9 protein-coding genes are annotated in these 19,230 nt (G+C 71.5%); 5 read left to right on the top strand and 4 right to left on the bottom strand.

The window, feature by feature from the left end:
• Positions 1–24: 24 nt before the first annotated feature.
• The 3 genes from ACWEKR_RS04580 to ACWEKR_RS04570 form a co-directional block, all read right to left on the bottom strand.
• Positions 25–1,041 (bottom strand): iron-containing redox enzyme family protein, encoded by a 1,017-nt coding sequence (locus ACWEKR_RS04580; RefSeq protein ID WP_452353289.1) that lies wholly within the window; start codon positions 1,039–1,041, stop codon positions 25–27.
• A gap of 35 nt (positions 1,042–1,076) precedes the next feature.
• Positions 1,077–1,412, bottom strand: a complete 336-nt coding sequence (locus ACWEKR_RS04575) for a histone-like nucleoid-structuring protein Lsr2 (protein ID WP_039798258.1) — start codon at positions 1,410–1,412, stop codon at positions 1,077–1,079.
• A gap of 240 nt (positions 1,413–1,652) precedes the next feature.
• Positions 1,653–1,826 carry a hypothetical protein gene (locus tag ACWEKR_RS04570; protein WP_452353288.1) on the bottom strand — a complete coding sequence of 58 codons (174 nt, stop codon included), beginning with the start codon at positions 1,824–1,826 and terminating at the stop codon, positions 1,653–1,655.
• A 407-nt stretch (positions 1,827–2,233) separates the two neighbouring features.
• Between ACWEKR_RS04570 and ACWEKR_RS04565 the strand changes: the two genes are divergently transcribed.
• From ACWEKR_RS04565 to ACWEKR_RS04545, 5 genes are all read left to right on the top strand, one after another.
• A complete protein-coding gene (locus tag ACWEKR_RS04565; protein WP_452353287.1) occupies positions 2,234–3,526 on the top strand; it encodes a glycosyltransferase in 1,293 nt (430 codons plus the stop codon).
• 85 nt (positions 3,527–3,611) lie between these two features.
• Positions 3,612–13,619 (top strand): HAD-IIIC family phosphatase, encoded by a 10,008-nt coding sequence (locus tag ACWEKR_RS04560; protein WP_452353286.1) that lies wholly within the window; start codon positions 3,612–3,614, stop codon positions 13,617–13,619.
• 23 nt (positions 13,620–13,642) lie between these two features.
• Positions 13,643–15,874, top strand: coding sequence for a thioester reductase domain-containing protein (locus ACWEKR_RS04555; protein WP_452353285.1), 2,232 nt, complete (start codon positions 13,643–13,645; stop codon positions 15,872–15,874).
• Positions 15,874–16,971, top strand: a complete 1,098-nt coding sequence (locus ACWEKR_RS04550) for an alpha/beta fold hydrolase (protein WP_452353284.1) — start codon at positions 15,874–15,876, stop codon at positions 16,969–16,971. The genes ACWEKR_RS04555 and ACWEKR_RS04550 overlap by 1 nt, the downstream gene beginning before the upstream one ends.
• Positions 16,968–18,218 (top strand): glycosyltransferase, encoded by a 1,251-nt coding sequence (locus ACWEKR_RS04545; RefSeq protein ID WP_324198256.1) that lies wholly within the window; start codon positions 16,968–16,970, stop codon positions 18,216–18,218. The genes ACWEKR_RS04550 and ACWEKR_RS04545 overlap by 4 nt, the downstream gene beginning before the upstream one ends.
• Here ACWEKR_RS04545 and ACWEKR_RS04540 read toward each other — a convergent pair.
• A complete protein-coding gene (locus ACWEKR_RS04540) occupies positions 18,201–19,190 on the bottom strand; it encodes a Gfo/Idh/MocA family protein (protein WP_452353283.1) in 990 nt (329 codons plus the stop codon). The two genes, ACWEKR_RS04545 and ACWEKR_RS04540, sit on opposite strands and share 18 nt — an antisense overlap.
• Between the last annotated feature and the right edge of the window lie 40 nt (positions 19,191–19,230).

Here is a 19,230-nt window from a genome sequence, read left to right as displayed (position 1 = left end):
AGCGGATAGCCCGCCCAGCGCTGCTTAATCCCCCGCGCCGCGCGGGCCGCTGCTCGTCTCACGCAGCGAGCTGCCCCCGGAGCGCCAGCTCGCCAGCACATGATCGGCGAATCGGTCCTCCAGCAGATTCGTCACTTGGATGCCGAAGGCCACCGACCCGGTCAGCGCGGGTTCGCGCCGCAGCAGGTCACCGATCACGCCGGTGCGCATCACCTGCTCGTGCACCGCGTCGGCTTCGACGTGTTCGCGGTAGAACAGCACACATGCCGGATCGGCGTCCAACCGCTCCAACGCCTCCACCAGACGCTGGGCGCCGGGCGGGGAGGTGATCTCCACCGTCGCGAAATGGCCGACCAGCGCGCCGCGCCACGAGCGATGCAGCCCGAACAGCGACATCATGTTCACCAGCGCGAGCATCGGCGCGGGCACCGCGTCCAGATAGTGCAGGTATTCCGGATTCAGACCGGCGCCGGCCAGCAGATCGGCATACAGCTGCGCGTGCACCCGTTCACCGCGCCCGCCGCCGAATTCGTCGAACTCGACGGCGACCAGCGATGCCTTGGCCTGGCCCCGTAGCCGGGGGATCACCCAGGCGTAGGGGTCGGCTTCCTTGTGGTGGTAGATCGAACGATGCACGAAGTATTCGCGCATCTGCCACCACTCGCCCTCGTCGCGCAGGAAACCGTTCAGTCCGTCCGGCTCGGCCGGGGTGACCAGCAGCCGGCCGAGTTCCGCGTCCAGATCCGCTCCCCCCGGCACATCGTCGCGCAGCGCACCGAGGAACCGCTGCTCCATCGCGGCCCGCAGACCCAGCAGACCCGGGTCCCACTCCCACCCGGCATCGACCGGACCGAAACCGTGATAGTGCAGCTCGTAGCAGGTGTGCAGGGCCAGATGCAGGTCTTCGCCGTACGGGTCCACCGCACCCAGCCCCGGCACCGGGTCGCCCGGCCTGCCGCGCAGCAGTTCCACCACCGCCTCCGACAGCTCGCCACGCGGGCGGGGCAGATCCTGCTGCTGGGGGTCGATCATCACCGTCATACCGGTCGCTTACCCCGGCCCGGCGACGTTATCGCTTATCCGTTCGCCTTCTTGTACGCCTCGACGACCTCGGCGGAGATCCGTCCCCGCGCCGATACATCGATGCCGTTCTTGCGCGCCCATTCCCGGATCACCGTGGCCTGTTCCCGATCGGTCGCCGACCGCAGGACACCGCCGCGGCCGCGGCGCGCACGACCGACCTTGCGGGCATACGGAACCCACTGTTCGAAGAATCCGCGCAACTGGCCGGCATTCTCCGTCGACAAGTCCATCTCGTAGGCCACGCCGTCCACGGCGAAAGACACGGTTTCCTCGGCCTGAGACTTGCCGTCGTAGTCATCGACCAGTGTCACGACGACCTTGCGTGCCATAGAGATAATCCCTTCACGGTTACCGAGCGCGTGCAGTCGAAAAAATTCGTAGCCAGTAGATAACAGATCAGTTCGGCCCACCGGACAGCGGGGTCCCCACCGCGGCACGGAGTGCGTCGCATCCGGCGACGCAGCACCGGCGACCTTCGAGCCTCCACATATTGCCCGCGCACCCGCCGCGACTGCAAACGGCCCCTCGGCGAATTGCCGAATCCGGCCCCGCACCGACCCAGCCGCATTTCACCGGAGCCGGTCCACACCTGCGGCCGGTCGAATTCGGTCGGCGATCTTCTGCCACACCGAGACGTACCCGCGGCTTTCGCCGGTGAACGGCTCGCGGGCCCATCCGTCCCAGCGTTCACGCAGCCGCAGACCGGCCAGCTGGGCCATCAGGTCCAGCTCGGCGGGCCACACGTAGCGGAATGGGATCCCGCACCCGGGCACCGTAGCGTGCCGAAATCGCCTGGGCCCCCTGTTTTTCGGGGCATTCCGGCTCCCACCGCTGAGAAGGCCGCGACTCCTCCCCCGCCTAGTCTGGACGGCGCCCGGTCGAGCCGGAATACTGGCCTGCGCCGGTTTCGCAGGAGCCGACCATGCCGGGTGCGGGTAGCCGGTCGGTTCACCATTCGGACGAAAGGATCAACTCTCGATTCTGCAGGCAGGCAATCGGCCCGTTGAGGACGGCGGGGGGCCGAGTACCGTTCCGAACTCTGTCGAGCGAGTGGGACATCCGCGGGAGGCGGACCCCACAACGAACCAGATGTCGGCCGATTCACCGGACTCGGCCCGACGAGCCCAGCGCACGAGCGGAAGTCGATAGTATGCGTGTGGCCTTGTTGCCCGCAGGTACCAGGGGCGATCATCAACCGTATCTCGCGTTGGCGCACGAATTCCGCGCCCGCGGGCACGACGTGGCGATCACCGCCACCCGCAATCAGGCGCACATCGTGCGCAACGCGGATTTCGAACCCCAGGTGATTCCCTTCGACGCCGCGGAACTGCTCGAGACGCCCGCGGCCAAACGCGCCTTGGCCTCCGGCAAGACGCTGCCGTTCGTGCGCATCATGCTCGACACGGTGAAGATCATCGAAGGCGAGCGGGGCGTGGCCATGCACGAAGTGCTCGCGCAGACCTGCGCGGCCGCCGATGTCGTCGTCGCCTGCGCGTCGACGCTGCCGTGGGCGATGGAGTTCCGCGAGCAGACCGGGACGCCGGTGCTCGGCTGCCTGCCCTACCCGCTCGAACGCACCGACGAGTTCCCGTCGTCGTTCATGGCGAAGAACATGACCTCCTCGCGGCTGCTGTCGCGGGCGACCTACAGCCTCTTCGAGTTGTCCTACACGTTCTTGTACCGCAAGGTCGACCGGCAATTGCGGCAGCAGATGGGTCTGCCGGGCAGGCCGCGCAATCCGTTCCGTCGACTGCGTGCCGAGCAGATACCGCTGGTTCACATGGTCAGTCCCGTGCTGTTGCCGAAGCCGCACGATTGGCCGGAACGGGCGACGATCGTCGGCGCGTCCATTCTGCCGCCGGCGCTGCGGGACGCCTGGGGCGAAGCAGTCGTCGACCCGGAACTCGACGCGTGGCTCGACGAAGGGGAGCCACCGATCTATTTCTGCATGACCGGAATGCCCGTGCTCGATCCGGTGGAATGCCGCGAGATGATCGCGACGGTCTGCGCGCGCTCGGGCGCACGGGCGCTGGTCACGGTGAAAGGCGAGGGATTCCCGAAAGGATTCAGCGCCGACCGCTCCCTGTTGATCATCGATTCGTTCGACTACGACCGCGTGCTGCCGCGCTGCAGCGCCGTCGTGCACCACGGTGGCAGCGGGAACACCCACGACGTCGTGCGGGCGGGGATCCCGGCCGTGGTGATCCCGGTGCACAGCGACCAGTTCTTCTACGGATGGCGCATCGCCGCGCTCGGTATCGGAGCGACCTTCCCGTATCGGACGATCACCACCGACCGCTTGCATCGCGCGCTGGCGCAGGTCCGCACGCCGCGGGTGCGGCAGCGAGCGGCGGAGATCGGCCGCACGGTCGCGGCGGAGAACGGTGTGCTCGCGGCGGTCGACGCCGTGGAGAAACTCGCTGCCGCGACCACCCGACCATGAGCCGCCGGTCGGCCCACGGGCGATACCGGCGTCGTCCGGCGCGCGCACGACAACCGTGACCGTCGAGTTCCGAAGGTGGAACCGCATGACCGAATACCGTTCGTTCGTCGATGTCCTGCTCAGCCGTGGCGAAACCCACTCGGCCGGCACGGCTTACCGCTTCCTGCGGACGGGTGACGCCGACGGTCCCGTCGACGAGATCACCTACGCCGCCGTGTCGGTCCGGGCGCGGGCGATCGCCGCCGCGTTGCAGGATCGCGGCATCCGCCGGGCGCTGCTGCTGTATCCGTCCGGATTGGATTTCATCGCGAGCTTTTTCGGCTGCCTGGCCGCGAACGTCGTCGCCGTGCCCGCACCGCTGCCGCAGCTGGACGCGCGGTCCCTGCGGCGGTTGCGGCACATGGTCACCGATGCGGGCGTCGACGCGGTGCTCACCACCGGCCGGGTCCGCGCCGACGCCGCCGCGGCGGTCGAGCAACTCCCCGAGCTGGGGGCGCCCGCTTGGCTGGCCACCGACGAGATCCCCGACGACGCGGCGGCCGCGTGGCGCAGGACCGACGTCGGCCCGGACTCGGTCGCTTTCCTGCAATACACCTCGGGGTCGACGAGCGCGCCGCGCGGCGTCGTGGTCACCCACGCGAACCTGCTGCACAACGAGGGCGCCATCGCCACGGCGCTGGGCCACACGCCGGAGGTGCTGGCGTCGCTGCCCGACGCGTTGTTCGTCAGCTGGCTGCCGATGTACCACGACATGGGGCTCATCGCGCCGGTGTTGCAGACGATGTTCGTCGGGGCGAACGCGGTGCTGTTGTCGCCAAGGCACTTCCTGGAACGCCCCGAGCGCTGGCCGCAAGCGGTGTCGGCGTTCGGCGCGCACACCAGCGGCGGCCCCAATTTCGGCTACGAGCTGTGCCTGCGCCGGATGACGTCCGAGCAGATCGCTCGGCTCGACCTGCGTGGCTGGCGGGTGGCGTTCAACGGCTCGGAGACGGTGCGTGCGGCCACCGTGCGCCGGTTCGCCGACACCTTCGCGAGCGCGGGATTCCGGGCGGAGTCGTTCCAGCCGGTCTACGGCCTGGCCGAGGCGACGCTCATCGTCAGCGCCGCCGAACTCGGCGCGCGGCCGACGGTGCTCCTGCCGCCGGGCCGGTCCGAACTGGTCGGCGTGGGGCGTGCGGCCGACGGACTGTCGATCGTCGTCGTGGACCCGGAGCGCCGCACCGAGTGCGCCGACGGCGTCGAAGGCGAGATCTGGGTCTCCGGCACCAGTGTCGCGACAGGGTATTTCGGCAACGAAGCGGCCACCGCCGAGACCTTCCACGCCCGGCTCGACGCTGATGACCGCGCCTTCCTGCGCACCGGGGATCTGGGTTTCCGGTCCGGCGGCGAGCTGTTCGTCACGGGCAGGCGTAAGGATCTGCTGATCATCGACGGCAAGAACCATTACCCGCAGGACCTGGAGCTGACGGCCGAAACGGCGCACGAGGCCGTCCGCGCGGGGTGTGTGGCGGCGTTCTCCGTGGACGAGGGCATCGAGGGGGAACGGCCTGTCGTCGTCGCCGAGGTGCGCAGCGAGGATCCGGCCGAACTCGCCGACGCCGAAGACGCGATCCGCGCGGCGATCGGCGCCGAGCACGGGCTCACGCTGCGGTCGGTGGTCCTGATCCGGCCCGGCGCGCTCCTGAAGACCAGCAGCGGCAAGGTGCAGCGGCAAGCCTGCCGCGCGGCGTATCTCGACGGCGAGTTCTCCCCGGTGCTGCCCACAGGCGGCGAGTTCGAGGACTTCGGCGCCCCGGCGGGCGCGCCGGCCGGTGCCGCGATGACCGCCGAGGAATTGCGGAACCGGCTGGTGGAGATCATCGCCCGGTTGGCCTACCTCGATCCCGCCCGCATCGATGTGCACCGTCCGCTGGTCGAATTCGGCCTGGGCTCAGCGGATCTCGTCGAGCTCGTCGTGGAGTTGTCCGACCAGGTCGGACGGACGCTGGACACCAACTTGTTCTTCGAGCATCCCACCATCGCGCAAGTGGTGGCGGCGCTGCACCGCACCGAAGCCGAGACCGCGCCCGTCGCGCGCCAGGAGCGCACCGACGACGCCATCGCGATCATCGCGATGGCCTGTCGTTTCCCCGGCGGCGCCGACGATCCGGAATCGCTGTGGCGCATGCTGGACGAGGGACGCGACGGACTGTCGGAGGTGCCGCCGGGACGATGGAGCGTCGACGGGCTCTACGACCCGGACCCGGCGGCGGAGGGCAAGGCGTACACCTTCCGAGGTGGGTACCTCGGTCAGGTCGACGAGTTCGACGCCGCGTTCTTCGGCATCGGCCCGCGCGAAGCGGCGGTGATGGACCCGCAGCAACGGTTGATGCTGGAACTGAGCTGGGAGGCGATCGAACGCTCGGGCCGCGACCCGAGACAGCTGCAGGGCAGCTTGACCGGCGTCTACTTCGGGGTGTACAGCACCGGCTATCTCGCGGACCCCGCACCACAGCAGCTCAACGGGCAGGTGGGCACCGGTCTCTCGCCGAGCGTGGCTTCCGGCCGGGTCGCGTACACACTGGGCTTCCACGGCCCCGCCGTCACCCTCGACACCGCGTGCTCCTCCTCGATCGTCGCCATGCATCTGGCCGCGCAGGGCTTGCGCGCGGGCGATTGCGATCTCGCCTTGGCCGGTGGCGCGACACTGCTGATGGGCCCGACCGCGCACGTGGAGTTGTGCAAACTCGGTGTGCTGTCGCCGTCGGGACGCTGCGCGCCGTTCTCGGCGGGCGCGGATGGCACGGTCTGGGCCGAGGGCGCCGGTCTGGTGTTGTTGAAGCGGCTCGAGGACGCCCGGCGCGACGGCGACACAGTGCTCGCGGTGTTCCGCGGCTCCGCGATCAACCAGGACGGCCGCAGCCAAGGAATCAGCGCCCCCAGCGGGTTCGCGCAGGAGCAGGTCATCAACGCGGCGTTGCGCTCGGCGGGACTGACGCCCGCGGACGTGGACTACGTGGAAGCGCACGGCACCGGCACCGCCCTCGGCGACCCGATCGAAGCGCGCGCGCTGGCCCGCGTCTTCGGTCCCGGCCGGGAGCCGGAGCGTCCGCTGGGGGTGGGCTCGCTGAAATCCAATGTCGGCCACACCCAGGCGGCGGCCGGCATCGGCGGGGTCATCAAGCTGGTTCTCGGGCTGCACCACGAACGCATACCGGGGATGGCCCACGACGGGCCGCCCACCGCGCAGATCGACTGGGACGGCAGCGGATTGGCCGTGCGAACCGATCCGATGCCGTGGCCGCACGGCTCCCGGCCGCGCCGCGCGGGAGTCAGCGCGTTCGGGCTCAGCGGCACCAACGCCCATCTCATCCTGGAGGAGGCGCCCGCACCCGACGACACGTCCGGCGAGTTCGACGACGCGCCGGAGGACATCCGGGTGGCCCTGCTGCCGATCTCGGCCCGCAACCGGGCCTCGCTGCATGGTCAGGCGCGCCGTCTGCTCGAGCGCGTCACCGATGACCACGCTCTGACGCCCGCACCCGTCTCCCGCTCCTTGGCGGTGCAGCGCACCCCGTTCGAATGGCGCGCCGTCGTCGTCGCGGGCGACCGCGACGACATGCTGTCCGGCCTCGGCGCTCTGGTCGAGCAGCGGACGGCGCCCGACGTCGTGGTGGCCGCGGAAGCGGCGCTCACCGCGGGCAAGACGGCGTTCGTGTTCCCCGGCCAAGGCGTGCAGTGGGCGGGGATGGCGCGGGACATGCTGGCCCGGTCCGAAGTGTTCCGCGCCGAGTTCGCCCGCTGTGACGAAGCTTTCCGCCACCGCACCGGATGGTCGCTGGCCACCGCGCTGTTCGGACTCACCCCGCCGCAACTGGGCGACTTCACCCTCGTGCAGCCGCTGCTGTTCGCCACCATGGCCGCGCTCGCGGCCACCTGGCGGCACGCGGGCGTCGACCCGGATGCCGTGATCGGGCACAGCCAAGGCGAGATCGCCGCCGCCTATGTCGCCGGCGCACTGACGCTCGACGAGGCGGCACAGGTCGTCGTGGCCCGCAGCCGCCTGATGGCAGGCATCGCCGAGGAAGGCGCGATGGCGATGGTCGGCCTGCCCGCGCAGCACCTCGCGCCACGCTTGGCCGCGGACGTGGCGGTGTCGGTCGCGGCGGTCAACATTCCCGGCTCCACGATCGTGGCCGGAGCCCGCCACGCGGTCGAGGCGCTGGTAGGAGAACTGGAAGACGACCAGGTCGAGGTGCGGGTACTGGCCGCGGGACCGGCGCTGGCAGGACATTCGGCGCTGCTGGAACCGATCCGCGAGCCGCTGCTGGACGAACTCGCCGGGTTGACCCCCGCGTCACCGGTCGCCGCGTGGTACTCCACCGTGCTGGGTGAGCAGCTGACGGATGATTCCGCGGACGGCGGTTACTGGTATCGCAATGCCCGGGAACCGGTCCGGTTCGCCGACACCATCGAGCGCATGCTCGGCGACGGGTTCCGGTATTTCGTCGAACTGGGCGTGCATCCGCTGCTGACCACCGCCGTGCGGGCCGTCGCGGAGCAGACCGGTCGCGAGGTGGTCGCGGTCGGTTCGCTGGTGCGCGAGCAGGACGGGCCGCGCAGCCTGGCCCGCGCCCAGGCCGCGCTCTGGGTGGCGGGCCGCGACCTCGACTGGTCGCGTCTGGTGCCCGCGCGGGGCAGCGTGGACCTGCCGACCTACGCCTTCGACCGGCGGCGGTTCTGGACCGAATCGGCGTCCGAGGACGCCGCCGCGCTCGGGTTGCAGTCCGCGGGCCATCCCTTCGTCGGCGCCGTTGTGCCGCACCCTGATTCCGGCGGCGTGACGCTCACCGGCCGGATCTCGCTGCGGACCCATCCGTGGCTGGCCGAGCACGCCGCGCCCGGCGCGGTGATCCTGCCCGGGACCGGTCTGGTGGAACTGGCGATCCGCGCCGGTGACGAAGTGGCCGCGGGAGACGTGCGCGAACTCGTCCTGCATGCCCCGCTGATGCTTCCGGAGGACGCGGCGGTGCAGCTCCAGGTGACGGTCGGGGACGCCGACGCGACCGGCGGCCGTCCCGTCTCGATCCACTCGCGCCTGGAACGAGATCTGGACACGTCGTGGACGTTGCACGCTCGCGGGGTGCTGGCGCAGGTACAGGAAGCCGACGCCGGTCATCTCGACGCCGCCGTATGGCCGCCGGCCGATGCGGCGAGCGTCGACGTGGACGATATGTACGCGCGGCTGTCCGGGCGGGGGCATCGGTACGGGCCGATGTTCCGGTCGGTGCGCGCGGCGTGGCGGCGCGGCGCGGAAGTCTTCGCGGAGGTGGCCCTTCCGCAGTCCGCCCACGGTGACGCCGCGCGGTTCGAGATCCATCCCGCGTTGCTCGACTCCGCACTCCACGCGGCGCTGCTGCTGAGCGCGGACGAAAGCGATTCGGCGCTGCTGCCGTTCGCGTGGGCTGGGGTGAGCTTGCGCGCCTCCGGCGCGACGGCCCTGCGGGTGCGGATCTCGCACGACGGCTCCGAGGGGGTGCGGGTCCGGGCGAGCGATTCCAGTGGCCGCCCGGTCGTGTCGGTGCGATCGCTGGTGCTGCGGCCCGCGCCCGTGGCTCAACTGCTCGACGGGGCGCTGTCCGTCGCGCACCGCACCTTGTTCCGCCCGGAATGGACGGCCCTTCCGGCACCGGCGACGGTCCGGCCGGTCACCGCGGTGTCCTGGTCGGCGCTCGGCCCGGAACACCCCACCCCGGAAGCGGTGCTCATCGAAGTCGCCGAGGGCGATTCGATCGACGCGGTGCACGCGGCTGTCCGGCACACGCTCGAAGTCTTACAGGCGGCAGTGGACGATCCGCGTCTGGCGGCGGCGACCATCGTGGTGCGTACCCGCCGGGCGATGGCGCTGCCCGGCGAGGACGTCCCGAACCCTGCGGGGGCCGCGGTCTGGGGCTTGGCTCGGGTGGCGCAGTCGGAGAATCCGGACCGCATCGTGCTGGTCGACAGTGCTGACGCCGACCTGGATATCGCCGCGGTGCTGGCCTCCGGTGCGGCGCAGGTGCTCGTACGCGACGGCGCCCTCTCCGCGCCGCGGCTGGCGCGGCCGCCGATGACGGGCGATGTGCGGGGCCGCGCGGACTTCGGTGACGGCTACGTGCTCGTCACCGGAGCGCCGGGACGGCTCGGGTCACTGCTGGCCCGGCATCTGGTGCGGGCCTACGGCGTCGGCAAGCTGCTGCTCGTCAGCCGCCGAGGGGCCGACGGCCCCGGCGCCGGCGAACTGCGCGCCGAACTGACCGGTCTCGGAGCGGATGTGGTCTTCGCCCGCTGCGACGTCGCCGATCGCGCCGCGCTGGCCGAGGTGCTGCGTGGACGCACACTCAGCGGCGTCGTGCACGCCGCGATGGTGCTCGACGACGGCACGCTCGGTTCGCTCACGCCCGAACGGCTCGCGGCAGTGCTGCGCCCGAAAGTCGACGCGGCCCACCATCTGCACGAGCTGACCCAGGACATGGATCTCGCCTGCTTCGTGCTGTTCTCGTCCGTCGCGGGCGTTCTCGGCAATCCCGGCCAGGCGGGCTACGCCGCCGCCAACGCCTACCTCGACGCCCTCGCCACGCATCGGGTCGCGCGGGGACGCACGGCGCAGTCGCTGGCGTGGGGTCCGTGGAGCCTGGACATGCACGAGGTGCTGGCGGCGGCCGACATTCGCCGCATGGAACGCTCCGGCGTGCGGCCGCTGTCCGCGCACGACGGCTTGGCCGCGTTCGATGCGGCGCTGCGGCGCACCGAGCCGGTGCTGGCGCCGATGCGGATCGACGCCGACGCGCTGCGGCGCGCGCCGTCCGTCCCGGTGCTGCTGCGCGGGCTGATTCGTCCGTCGTCGCGCCGCACCGCCGTCCATCGCGAGGCAGGCGATCCGTCGATGCGGACGCGGTTCGCCGAGCGGCTGCGCGGATTGCCGCCGGGCGAGGCGACCGCGCTCGCGGTGGAGGTGGTGGCGCGCCGGGCCGCCGACGTGCTGGGACATACCGGCGTGGACGCCATCACGCCCGAACGGTCGTTGCAAGGGCTGGGCATGGACTCGCTGATGGCGGTGGAGTTGCGCAACCGGTTGCGCGACGACACCGGCATCCTGGTGCCGCTGAGCGAGATCTTCGCCCATCAGAGTCCCGTAGCGCTGGCGGAATACCTCGTCGGTGAGGCAGCGCGCACCGACACCGTCGAGCCCGCCGCACGCCCGGCCGAGCAGGACGTCCCCGAGGTCGTCACTCTGCCCGTCACCCGGGACTTGATGCGGCTGCTGCGCACCGCGCAGCAAGGGATTCCGAGTGCCGCCCAGACCGGCGGGCTGGCCATGCGCCTGCAGCGGGCCGTCGACCCCGCCGAACTGGACGCGATCCTCGCCCGCCTCGCCGGGCGGCATGCGGCGCTGCGCACGGTCGTGGTGCCCAGCGAGGAGCACGGCACCCGGCTGCAGGTGCGCGCCCGGCCGGGTGGGGCGCTGCTGCGCTGCACGACCGTCGATCGGCTCGATCACACCGTCGCGCGCACCAGGTTCGGCGAACTGATGCGCGAGCCGTTCGACCTGGCGCAGGGGCCGCTGTGGCGATTCGAGCTGCTGAGCTCCGACAGCGGCGAGCAGACGCTGATCTTCGGCGCGCACCACGGCATGTGCGACGTCCAATCGATGGTGCTGGTCGCCGGGGAGATCGACGCCGAGTTGTCCGGCACGCCGTACCCGGACATGCCGTCCAACAAGGACATCCACGATCTGCTCGCCGCGCAGGCGCCGCAGGCCGAGCCCGATGCCGAGTGGCGTGCGGAGTTCGCGGGCTGCCGCCGCCTCGACCTCACCCTCGCCCGGCCCCGGCCCGCGCAGCGCAGTCACCGTGCCGGAGAAGTACTGCTCGAACTGCCCTCCGGGCTGCAGGATCAGGCGGCGCGGCGCGCCCGGGAACTCGGCATCACGCCCGCCGCGCTGTTCCTCGGCACGCTGACCGTCCTGCTCGCCCGGCGGCAGGACACCGATCGCTTCGCGCTCGCCGTCCCCGTGGACACTCGTATCCACGCCGACGCGCCGACAGCCGTCGGCTATTTCGGTGTGCCGGTGCCCTATCCGGCCACCGTCGAGCCCGGCGAGTCGGTCGACGACCTGCTGCGCCGGACCGGCGACCGGCTGCGCAGGCTGCTGGTGCCCGGAGCCGGGTTCTCCGGCGTGCTCGCCGCGCTTGCCGCGGAGGGCCTGTACCGGGACAACGCGCCGCTGGTCGAGGTGTACTTCAACTACCTGCGGGCGGGCGCGCCGAGCCGGCGCGCGGAGATCGTCCCGGTGGGAACCGGGTACTCGGATCTCGACCTCATGGTGGCCGTGCTGGCCGACACCGGTCGGATCTGGTTGACCTACAACGCCGACATCATCGACGACGCGTCGTGCATCCGCCTCGGGCACGACTACCTGGCGCTGCTCGGCGAAGTCGTCGAACAGGCCGGCTTGCCGGTGCGCCCGCAGTCGAGCGCAGCGCGCCCCGACGTACCGCGCGGTGTCGCGTTCGGGGCCACGTTCGCGCTGGGCAAGCTGCCGGATCTGTACAGCGCGGCGTCCGCGCACGGCCACGGCGCCGACGGGCCGACCGTGCTCGAAGCGCCCTACCACCACGTCCTGGCCGGGCTGCGCGACCCGTCGGGAGTGTTCGCCCAGCCGTCGACCGCGCTGGGCATCGTCCTGGTGCGGGCGGCGGACCTGGAGCGATTCGGCGTCCTGTCCGACGACGCGCTCACCGACCTGGCCGCGCAGTATCCCGCCGCCGTCCGGCAAGCGGCCGAGCGCGCCCGGGTACCGATCATCGTCGGATTCCTCCCCGCGCCCGCCCTCGACGAGCGGTTGGCGCGGTGGCAGCGGCGCACCGCCGAGCAGATGCGGGAGATTCCCGGAGTCGCGGTGCTCACCGAGTCCGACTGGACCCGGGATCACCGGGTGGCGCATCGTTTCGACGAGCGGACCGACGCGCTGGCGCACCTGCCGTTCACCGAGGAGTTCCAGGCCGCGGTGGCGTTGACGCTCGCCGCCGTCGCCCGCGTCGCCCTGCTGCCCGCGCCGAAGGTCGTCGCCGTGGACGGCGACGACACCTTGTGGAGCGGCGTCGTGGGCGAGATCGGGCCGGCGGGCGTCGGTTTCGAGGCACCGCGCCTCGCGCTGGCGCGGCGGTTGCGGCAATGGCGCGCCGCCGGGACCTTGCTCGTGCTGATCAGCAACAACGACGAGGATTCCGTCCACGCGGTCCTGGACCGCCTCGACAGTCCACTGCGCGCCGCGGATTTCACCGTCGTCTCCACCGGATGGGAGGACAAGGCCGGACGGCTCGCGCAGGCCGCGCGCGCTCTGGGGCTCGCGCTCGACGACGTGGTGTATCTCGACGACAACCCGGTGGAGATCGCGAAGATGCGCTCGCGGCTGCCGGAAGTGCTGGCGGTGACCTGTCCGCCGGTCGGTGAGCTGGAGGCGTTTCTGACCCGGTTGTGGCCGGTGACGCCGGTGGCGGTGACCGCGGAGGACGCCGAACGGGCGGAGTTCTACCGGCGCGAACGCGAGCGCGACCTGGCCCGCGAGCAACTGGACTTCGCGCAGTTCCTAGACAGTCTGCAGTTGGCGGTGACCGTCGAGCGTCTTACCGACCGCACGCGGGCGCGCGCGGCCCAACTGGTCCGGCGCACCAGCCAATTCGCTCTCAGCGCCGGTACCGAGCAGGATGTCGACCGCTGGCGCGCGGACGGCGAGGTGTGGACGGCCGCGGCGCGGGACCGGTTCGGTGACTACGGAACCATCGCCGTGCTGGCCCTGCACGCCGACGGGACCGCGCTGCGGGTGCTCGGCTGGCATCTCAGCTGCCGCGCGCTCGGCCGCGGCGTCGAGGAACGCCTGCTGAGCTGGCTGGCGGACCGCGCGGCGGCGCTGGGCTGCGCGACGGTGCGCATGACCGTCCATCGCACCGCGCGCAATGTGCCCGCGCGCCGGTTGGCCGCCGCGCTGGGCGGCGGCGACGTCGACGCCGAGCGGCTCGAACCCGAAGTGCCGTTGGATCGCCTGCGGACGTTCCGATCGTGGGCGCAATAATTATGGCCGACAAGGAGTTTCCTGTGCGCAGCGTGAACGGTGAGCACCCGCGAGCGGATCGGCGCGACCTCGCCGAGGCCATCGAACGCGGCGGCGGTCTGGACGTGGCCGCGCTGCTGGCGCGGGCCGGGGGCGCGGCGCGCACCGCGACGGCGGCCGCCGAGCGTCCCCGGGAATGGGACGTCGAGTCGCTCACGGCGGCGGTCACCCAGGTCGCGAACCGTTTCACCGCCGAGACCGTCGGGCCGGACACGGATTTCTTCGACGGCGGCGGCACGTCGGTCGCCGCGGTGCAGTTCGTCGCGACGCTGGCCGGCGAGCTCGGCGTGCACCTCGAGCTGGACGACGTGTTCGCCGACGCCCGTCCGCGCAGGCTGGCCCAGCGCTGGCTGGGGTCCCCGACGACCGCGCAGGCCACCGCCGTGGCGGTCCCGGAGACCGTGGACGAGCAGCTCGCGCAGATCATGTCCGATGTCGCCGGCGCCGACCGGCTGCCGTTCGTGGACCCGCCGCAGCGCGTCGTCCCGCGTCGTGTGCTGCTCACCGGCGCCACCGGCTTCCTCGGCAGCCATCTGTTGCTGGACCTGTTGCGCGGCAGCGACGCGCACGTCGTCTGCCTGATCCGCGCCCAGGACGAGGCGGCCGCCCTCGACCGGCTGGCCGCGGCGCTCACGCGGTTCCTGCTGCCGTGGTCGGCGGAGGTGCGCAGGCGCGTGACGGTGCTGACCGGCGATCTGCGCGAGCCGAGTCTCGGGTTGACCGAGGAACGCTGGGCCACGCTGGCGGAGGAGATCGACGCGATCGTCAACGTCGCCGCCGCGGTCGACTTCCTGCGCGGCTACCCGTCGCTGCGTAGCGGCAACGTCCTCGGCCCGCTGACCCTGGCGCGGCTGGCGGCGACCGGCAGGCCGAAACCGCTGCACCACGTCTCCTCGATCGCGGTGTTCAACGAGCTCGGCATCGCCGCGATGGGCGAGGACGACCCGGTGGCGAACGTCGGCAAACTCGTGATCGGCTACGACCGGACGAAATGGGCCGCCGAGGCCGTGCTGCGGCGAGCACGCGAGCACGGGGTGGTCGTCACGGTGCTGCGCCCCGGCGGCATCGGCGGGCATCGCGAGACCGGCGCGCACAATCCCCGCGACCTCAACAGCGGCATCATCGCGGCGCTGTCGCGGTTCGGCACCGTCCCCGCACTGCGCAATCTGCATGTGGCCCCGGTGGATTGGGTGAGCAAGGTCGCCGCGGCGATCGTGTGCGCGCCGGACGCGTGGGGCCGCAACTACCATCTCACCGGCACGCCGACCACGCTGGAGCAGATGCTCGGCGAGTCGGCGGCGATCGGCATGGACATGCGGGTGCAGCACTGGGCGGCCTGGTGCGACGAGGTGGTGGAACGCATCCGCACCGAGCCGGTGCCCGAGCTGGAATCGCTGGCGCAGGTGCTGCAGAGCCCCGTCGCCCGGCACCCGCTGGAGACGATGGCCTCCGCGCCCGCCGCGGGTGACGAGCGCACCCGCGCTTTCCTGCGCGCCCACAAGCTGCCCGAGCCGGTCCGCTACGGCGCGCAGTCGCAACGCAAGACGCTGGAGATGCTCGCGGGCGGCGGCTTGGCGCGACTGCCCCGGCCGGAGGACACGCCGTATCTGTGGTTCACCGAGACGCTGGTGGGCACGCTCGGGCCCGCCGACGCGGCCGCCGACACCTCCTGCACGCTGGCGCTGCGGCTGTCCATCGCGAGCACCCACCAGCTGGTGGCCGGGCGCACGGTCGACGTCAGCGGCGAGATGCGCTGCGCCCGGCTGCACGACGAACCGCTCACCGTATCCGGAGCGCTGTCGGTGCGCCCGCACGACGGCATTCCGCTGCGCCACGGGTGGAAGCATCCGCTGATGCACTACCGGCTGTCGCTGCGCGATGCCGAAGGCGGCGCGTGGTGGCTGTCCGGGTACAAATACGCCGAGGCGCGCCGCACCGTCGTCCGGCAGGCGCGCACGCTCACCGTGGAACTCGGTCGCGCGGGCGAACCGGTGAGCCTCACCGGCGAGGTCGCCGTCCCGCTGGAGACCTACCTGCGCGATCAGATCGACGGCATCGAGGTGGATCCGCGCTTGTCCGAACGGCAGCGGCGGACCGCGAAACTGTTGTGGCTGAGCTGGTTCGGATCCCAGCTCGGCAAGGGCCTGCTGGAGCCGGCGTTGCGGGTGGGCACCGAGCTGCTGGATCTGCGCCGGAACGCGAAGGAGTCGCGCTGATGCTCACCCCCATCCGCCCGGGCGCCGCGCCCGCCGTGGAGGAGATCCCGTTCCAGGCCGCCGACGGCATTCGGCTGGGCTTGCGACGTGTCGTCGTCGACGACGCCGACCGGCCCGCGGTCCTGCTGGTCCACGGCCACGGGGTGTCCTCGGACATGTTCCTGCTGCCCGAGATCCGCAACGTCGTCGACGCGCTGCTCGACGCGGGATACCAACCGTGGCTGCTGGATTGGCGCGGCAGCTGCCGCCTGCCCTACAACGCCACCGGTCCGCGCTTCAGCTTCGACGACGTGGCCCTCTACGACCTACCCGGCGCCGTGGAGCAGATCCGCACGCACATCGGCGACCGCCCGCTGTTCGTGGTCGCGCACTGCGTCGGCGCCCTGGCGCTGTCGATGAGCCTGGCCGCGGGACTGGTACCGGGCCTCGCCGGGGTCGTCGCCCAAGGTGTCTTCCTCACCCCCAAGGTGAGCAGCTCGGTGCGGATGAGGGTACTCGTGGGCGGCGAACTGCTCGGCTCCCGCGTCCACCACGTCGAGTCCGATTTCCGCAAAGTGGGGCTGTGGTCGCGCAAAACGCTGCTCTACGCCCTGCTCACCCGGAAAGGCGAATGTACCGATCCCACCTGCCGGATGGTGCACGGCGGCTGGGGCATGGGTGTGGAGCTGTTCGTACACGACCATCTCGATCCGCGTACCCACGACCGGCTCGCCGAGCTGTTCGGGCCGATCCCGGTCCATGTTCTTCCGCAGCTGCGGCGGATGGAGCTGGCGCACGCGGTGCAACGCTGGAACGACAACGACGACCGCTACCGCGCGCTGCCGGAGAACGCGCTCGACCATGCCGATCGGATCGACTGCCCGGTGCTGCTGCTGTCGGGCAGCCGCAACGAGGTCTGGCTCGATTCGAACAAGCTGTGCCACGACGTGCTCGGCACCCGGCATCCCCAGCTGGACGTCCGCTACGTGGAGATCCCTTCCTACGGTCATCTCGACACCTTCCTCGGTCGCGGCGCGGCCCTGGACGTGTACGGGCACATCCTCGAATTCCTCGACGGCTGTCGGCAGACGGTCCCCCGATCGCAGGGCACCGTGTGAGCGAACCGAACGGCGACGGCCGTGCGCTGCGCATCGCCATGTTCGCGGACTTCCACCCCGCCACCCTCGGTGGCATCCAGACGTCGATGCGCGCGCAGCGCGCGGCGTTGCAGCGGCTGGGGCATCACGTCACGGTATTCACCATTCCGGCACCGCAATCCACGCCGCCGGACCCGGATATCGTCCTGCTGGCGACCACGGGCGGATTGACGGTGAACGGCTATCCGGTCGCCCTGCCCACCCGCCGCAACGCACGGCTCGTCGACGCGGTGTTCGCCGAGCGCGGCTTCGACGTCGTGCACGCGCAGACCACCTACGGGGCGGGTGTCACCGGGTTGCGCGCCGCGCGCCGCCACGGCCTTCCGGTCGTGCAGTCCATGCACAGCCGCGACGACTCGTTCATCGAACGCAATTCCCCGTTCCCCTACCTCGCCGCGCTGACCACGCGTCTCCTGCACGGTGCGTTCGTCGGTCTGCGCGAGGCGATGCCGCGCCTGCCGGAAAGCCGCACCGCGCGGCAGGCATGGCGGCCGCTGGTCGCCCAGGCGCAGGCCGCGGACGAAGTCGTCGTGCCGACCCGGCACTTCGCCCGGCGACTGGCCGCGCACGGCGTGGACCGGCCGATCCACGTGGTGTCCAACGGGGTCGACGACGATCTCGTGCGCGCTCTTCCCGAGCACTCCCGCGGCCGCGATCGTCAGCTGAGAGTGCTCTGGTGCGGCCGGTTCTCCGCGGAGAAGCGGCCGCTGGACGCCGTCGAGGCGGTGCACCGGGCCGCGGGCTGCACCCTCGATATCTACGGTGCGGGAGCGCTGGAGACGCGTCTTCGCGCGGCGGTCGACCGGCTCGGTCTGCGCGAGCGGGTCCGGTTGCACGGCGAGGTGAGCCAGGCGGAATGCCTGGCGGCCATGCGGTCCCACGACGTGCTGCTGTTCCCGTCCGCCGGGTGCGACACGCAGGGCATGGTGCTGCTGGAGGCGGTCGCGGCGGGCATTCCGGTGCTGCACTGCGACCCCGACGTCACCGAAACCGTGCCGGAGGGCGGGGAATTGCGTGCCCGTGATTCTTCGACCGACGCACTGGCCGAGGCGCTGCGCGTGCTGGTGGAGCAGCCGGACCGGCTCGCCGCCATGCGGGAGGTCCTCGCCCGCCACGCCGGCCGGACGCTGCAGTCCCGCTTCACCGAACGCCTCGTGGCGGTTTACGCCGAGGCGATCACGGCGGCCTCCTCAGGCCGGTTGCCGTAGCGGCAGGCCCGCGGCCGCGTAGATCGCATCGATGACCGTCATCGTCGCCACCGCGTCGTCCGGCGAGGTGAGCACCGGTTCACCGTCGCGCACCGCCGCGGCGAAGGCGTCGAGCTGATAGGCGTAGGTGCTGCGGCGCGAGATCTTCTCCGTGCGCCTGCCGCGCTCCGAACGCACCCACAGCCTGCGCGGCAGTTGCGGCGCCACCGGGTTGAGCAACCGCAGTTCACCGCGCTCACCCACCACGCGCGCGCCGATGCGCAGCACGTCCGACGACCACATCGAGCAACGCACCCGGCCGGTGTGACCGGACGGGAAACGGAGTTCGGCGCTCATCGCGCGGTCGACGCGCGGGCCGCGCAGCTTCGCGGTGGCCGCGACGACCTCCGGTTCCTCGCCGCCGAACACCCTCGCCATGTGCACCGCATAACAACCCGCGTCCATCAGCGCCCCGCCGGCGAGCGCGTAGTCGTAGCGGATGTCGGAGAATCGCGGCAACGGAAAGCACATCGCGGCCTCCACCCGCACCAGCTCACCGAGTTCCCCGGAGGCGATGATCTGCTCGGCCCGCCTGGTCATCGGGTGATAGCGGTAATGAAACGCCTCCATGACCACCCGATCCGACCGCACCGCCAGCGCCGCGACCTCCTGTGCCTCGGCGGCGTTGGCGGTGAACGGCTTCTCGCACAGCACGTGCTTGCCCGCCCCGATGGCCTCCTTCGTCCACCGGCCGTGCAGGCCGTTCGGCAGCGGGTTGTAGACGGCGTCGATATCCGGCGCGGCGACCAGCGCGGCGTAGCCGTCGAAGACCTGCTCGATGCCGTGCTCGCGCGCGAACGCGTGTCCGCGTTCGCGCTCGCGCGCGGCCACGGCGGCGACCACCACGTCCGGGTGCGCTCGCGCGGGGCGCACGACAGCGGCGGGGGCGATGCGGGCGGCGCCCAGGATGCCGATCCGCAGGGGTTGCGTCATGGGCGCGACTGTAGCAACGAACCCGTTTGTGCGGCCGTGG

This window comes from Nocardia sp. NPDC004573, from assembly GCF_053602135.1.
This window is presented reverse-complemented; position numbering and strand designations above follow the sequence as displayed.

What these genes read in the sequence shown, in the direction of transcription:
- ACWEKR_RS04550 (WP_452353284.1), top strand. Translation starts at nt 15,874, where the DNA reads ATGCTCACCCCCATCCGCCCGGGCGCCGCGCCCGCCGTGGAGGAGATC.
- ACWEKR_RS04540 (WP_452353283.1), bottom strand. Translation starts at nt 19,190, where the DNA reads ATGACGCAACCCCTGCGGATCGGCATCCTGGGCGCCGCCCGCATCGCC.
- ACWEKR_RS04560 (WP_452353286.1), top strand. Translation starts at nt 3,612, where the DNA reads ATGACCGAATACCGTTCGTTCGTCGATGTCCTGCTCAGCCGTGGCGAA.
- ACWEKR_RS04565 (WP_452353287.1), top strand. Translation starts at nt 2,234, where the DNA reads ATGCGTGTGGCCTTGTTGCCCGCAGGTACCAGGGGCGATCATCAACCG.
- ACWEKR_RS04575 (WP_039798258.1), bottom strand. Translation starts at nt 1,412, where the DNA reads ATGGCACGCAAGGTCGTCGTGACACTGGTCGATGACTACGACGGCAAG.
- ACWEKR_RS04580 (WP_452353289.1), bottom strand. Translation starts at nt 1,041, where the DNA reads ATGACGGTGATGATCGACCCCCAGCAGCAGGATCTGCCCCGCCCGCGT.